The 3,496-nt window shown below is 53.0% G+C and carries 3 protein-coding genes and 1 pseudogene; 1 reads left to right on the top strand and 3 read right to left on the bottom strand.

The window, feature by feature from the left end:
- Positions 1–183 (top strand): hypothetical protein (locus RBR60_RS16435; RefSeq protein ID WP_320358811.1); only part of this gene is annotated, 183 nt, incomplete at its 5' end.
- Here RBR60_RS16435 and RBR60_RS16430 read toward each other — a convergent pair.
- The 3 genes and pseudogenes from RBR60_RS16430 to RBR60_RS16420 all read right to left on the bottom strand — a co-directional run.
- Entirely contained in the window at positions 147–1,232 is a 1,086-nt protein-coding gene (locus tag RBR60_RS16430; protein ID WP_320358809.1) for a hypothetical protein, read from the bottom strand. The genes RBR60_RS16435 and RBR60_RS16430 overlap by 37 nt on opposite strands.
- A gap of 203 nt (positions 1,233–1,435) precedes the next feature.
- A complete protein-coding gene (locus RBR60_RS16425; RefSeq protein WP_320358807.1) occupies positions 1,436–2,902 on the bottom strand; it encodes a hypothetical protein in 1,467 nt (488 codons plus the stop codon).
- A 361-nt stretch (positions 2,903–3,263) separates the two neighbouring features.
- Positions 3,264–3,496: pseudogene (locus RBR60_RS16420) on the bottom strand (DedA family protein); the annotation flags it as partial.

The following is a 3,496-nucleotide window of genomic DNA, read 5'->3' as shown; positions in this document are numbered from 1 at the left end:
ATCCAGAAAATCCGTTTATGTAGCATTCAAGCACAATCCTCACATGTCGCAGGTGGCGTTTATGGAAATGATTTTCATAAAAAATATCGAAAATTCATTACCAAAAACAAAACAACCTTTCAAGTGGTTATGGACAACACTTTCCCTCAGAAGCCATCCCAGAAAAAGGAAACCCCGCCATAAATCAGGCCATAGCTGTGGCGAAAGGTACTCTGGCTGTAGGTATTGTAAAGAAAGGGAAGCACACCGTTCAGCTGGCGTTCAAAATACCGCGCTCCCAGGTGAAGCTCCATTTTTTCAGAAAAACGCCAGAACAGGGCGGAGGAAAGTATCTGGTTTTTCTCCTGGCTGTCGAGCCCCTTATCCCGGTCAATCTGGATTTCGCTGTATTCCGCAAGAAGCCGCCAGGATGAGCCCAGACGAAGAGCGCAGGAAACCCCCGCCTCCAGATAATTTTCATCCCGATCCAGGGAAAGAGGAAACTTCACAGGCAGTTTTCTGTCCACCGCATCTGCGTAAACATCCAGGGTTGTACTCAGCCGGGTGGTAATATCCGTTCGTCCCACTTCCACAAAAACCGAAGGGGTCAGAATACCGATGGGAGCTCCCAGCACCATACCCGCAAACAGGGTACGATCCGAAAGATCCTCCAGCGCAATCTTCGGATCCGGCCTTCCTTCCCTGGGAACAAAAACCGTGATGGTCATGGTGCCGCTTGTTCGGATAAAGCGCACATCCTCATCATCCCAGTCCACCTTATCCCGTACCTTAAACCGGCCCAGCATGGCATTCACGGCATCAGGCGTTGTGTATGTCATATCTGCGGCCATGCTGCTCCGCAATCCCGCCCATACCTGCATCCATGAAAAGGGTCGCCAGTGGCCGGAGCCACTCGCCTGAAACACCTTGAGGTCTTCAAAGCCATAGTCCAGGACATCATGCCCAAGGGAAAGCTGGACCCGCGCATTCGGCCCCAGGAGACGACTGATCCGAAGCCCCGCACCCTGGAGGTCACCGGGATCAATGGAATGGCGGTTTCCCACATCTGTGTCCCGCAGATTCAGAACATCCAGAGAATCCGTGATCCCCCGCGCACCTGCTGTTATCTTCCAGCGCGCCTCCTGCCACTCTCCCACGTTACGAAAACCCTCACCGCCCAGATCCCCAAACGCCGAAACCGCCGGGCCCAGCAGCAGTACAAAAAAAAGGCCCCACACATACCGTTTTCCCATCCACAGCCCCATGCCCGTCCGAAAAATTAATGAAACGGGCCGCTCCCACACAAAGGAGAGCGGCCCGATGACTTACTCAAGGGAGCAGGAAAGGCAGTGCCTGAAACAAAACCTGCTTACGGATTCCATATCTCAGATCAGCCCATTCCAGAAGAAGGTCCGATGGTTATCAGGCACAATCCTTTTCCCTCTGGTTTCTGCAATTACTGAATCTTCACATTCACGGTCTGAGCCTGCAGCAGGCCAGCTTCCGTTCCTGAAGTCACGCTGAACTTCAGTTCATAAGCATCATCCTTGCTGAAGGTGATGCCACGGATTTTCTGGTCCAGCGTAGCGTCCACCTTGGCGATTTTTTCCTTAAGCCCTGCGATATCCACAGTTACGTTCTTGCCTTCCGCCTTTACAATGGCATTGGCCTGGGGATTGGTGTCCTGAATCTCAACCTTGTTGATGGCTTCACCACTGGCATAGGTGCCGGTGATGGTCAGCTTGGTGGCTGCGCCATAGGTGAGGGTCACCGTGGGAACAGTGCCTGCCCTGTCTACTTTCACCGTAACGCCGGAAACCACGGCTTTGATGTTCTGCTTGCTGCCAGCAGCCTTGTTCTTGGCTTCCATGATCACAGAAGCATTGGTCCAGGTTCTGGACTTGGTGTCTGCAATGGTATCCAGACCATCCTGGGTAAAGCCGATTTCAAAGGCAAAGGAACCCACGTTGTGGGGCTCGTTGGGCAGAAGGCCCACTTCCTGAGTCGTATCAATCACCCGGTCCTGACCCGCTACTTTGATGGTAGTCTTGGCAATGCGGATGGCAGGGTTCGTGAGTTTCTTGGCCAGTTCAGCTTCCTTGGCCGCGTCCTGCTTCACGGTGTTGACCGTATCCTGGGTAACTTCAGGTTTTTTCTCGATGGCAGGATCATCAAACACGGCCTGCACCGTATTCTGCGCGATGGTGCCTGCGTTGGCAACCACAGCGGCAAGACCCTTACCTTCGCCGGGATTTTTCGTGACTTCTTCTTTCACCTGCTTTGCAAGGTTGGCCACAATGGCGAGGTTGGCGGCGGTGTCCGTAGCCTTACCGCCTGAAAGAAGCTGCTGCTGAACAAGGGCGATGGTTCTCTGAACCACCCAGGAGATTTCCAGGAGCTGCTGGCCCAGGGCTGTGTCCTTGTTTTCAGGTGCGGAAATGTCCATGTCATAGTTGGCGTCCGTAACACCCATGGATGCTTTGAAAGCATCCCTTTCCGCCGGAGGAACAAGAGCCACCAGGGTGGTGATGGGCGTTACCCGCTTTGCGCCTTTGGGCGCCATCATGGGGGCTGCAGCGACCATAAGGCCGGTAGCAGGATCTTCGGTCTGACCACCGAAGGTTACAAACACATAGTTGTCCGTGAATCCTGCGGGCAGATCCATATCAAAGGAACCATCCGCCTTGGTCGTTGTGAAGGGTTCGTCAGCATCCTGGATATTGTTGCCAAGGCCGGTCTGGGCATCCACAACCTTGTCCGCCCATACCTTAGCGCCCACAACCGGTCCCTTGATGACCTGACCATTCACAGGTACGGGAAGCGGCCCGGGCTTGGGTGTCGTATCCACAGTGCTGCTGCAACCAACGGCCAGGGCAAGCATACCCGCCGCAGCCACAAAGACCCGTGCTTTTTTCATAAACATTGCGCACTCCTTTTTTTTTAGTTTTGAAGACCCTGGACCCGAAAAAGCATCCACAACGCAGAACAAAGACATTGGAAGGATTCAGAACACCCCTTATTTAAGGGTATTCTTTAGTGAAAACAGAGCTGCTTTAAGCTTAATAAATTAAGCAGAGCTTACAGCTTCTCACGGGTATTGTTCAAGCTTTTTTTTCGCAGCACAGCATAGGAAGCCCAAAACAGGACCCCAGCTCCGAATCCGCCAACGCATTACCGACAATACTAACCACAAAACAGCGTTTTCCGCAACCATCCACCGGGCTCAGAAAATAAAAAGCCCCACCCGCAGTACGTCCTCTGTCAGGGATTATCATGGAAACACATCAGAACACAAAACGGATGAGACCAAAGCCCCCCACAAGCAGCACCACAAAAAGGAAGGCCAGGCGGTCAAAGTAGCGGTCAATGAAAGACCGTATGACCGGCCCGAATTTCCAGACCAACCCTGCGATCAGAAAAAACCGGGCTCCCCTGGAAAACAGCGAGGCCAGAAAAAACACGGGAAGATCCAGGGCAAACATGCCCGCTGCAATGGTGAAAACCTTATACGGGATGG

Source organism: Desulfobotulus sp., assembly GCF_034006065.1.
Lineage (GTDB): Bacteria > Desulfobacterota > Desulfobacteria > Desulfobacterales > ASO4-4 > Desulfobotulus.
Note: the sequence above shows the minus strand (reverse complement) of the source record. Positions and strands in the feature narration are given on the sequence as shown.

Bases quoted from the DNA above. Each gene is read 5' to 3' on its own strand.
- RBR60_RS16430 (WP_320358809.1), bottom strand. From the start codon at position 1,232: ATGGGAAAACGGTATGTGTGGGGCCTTTTTTTTGTACTGCTGCTGGGC.
- RBR60_RS16425 (WP_320358807.1), bottom strand. From the start codon at position 2,902: ATGTTTATGAAAAAAGCACGGGTCTTTGTGGCTGCGGCGGGTATGCTT.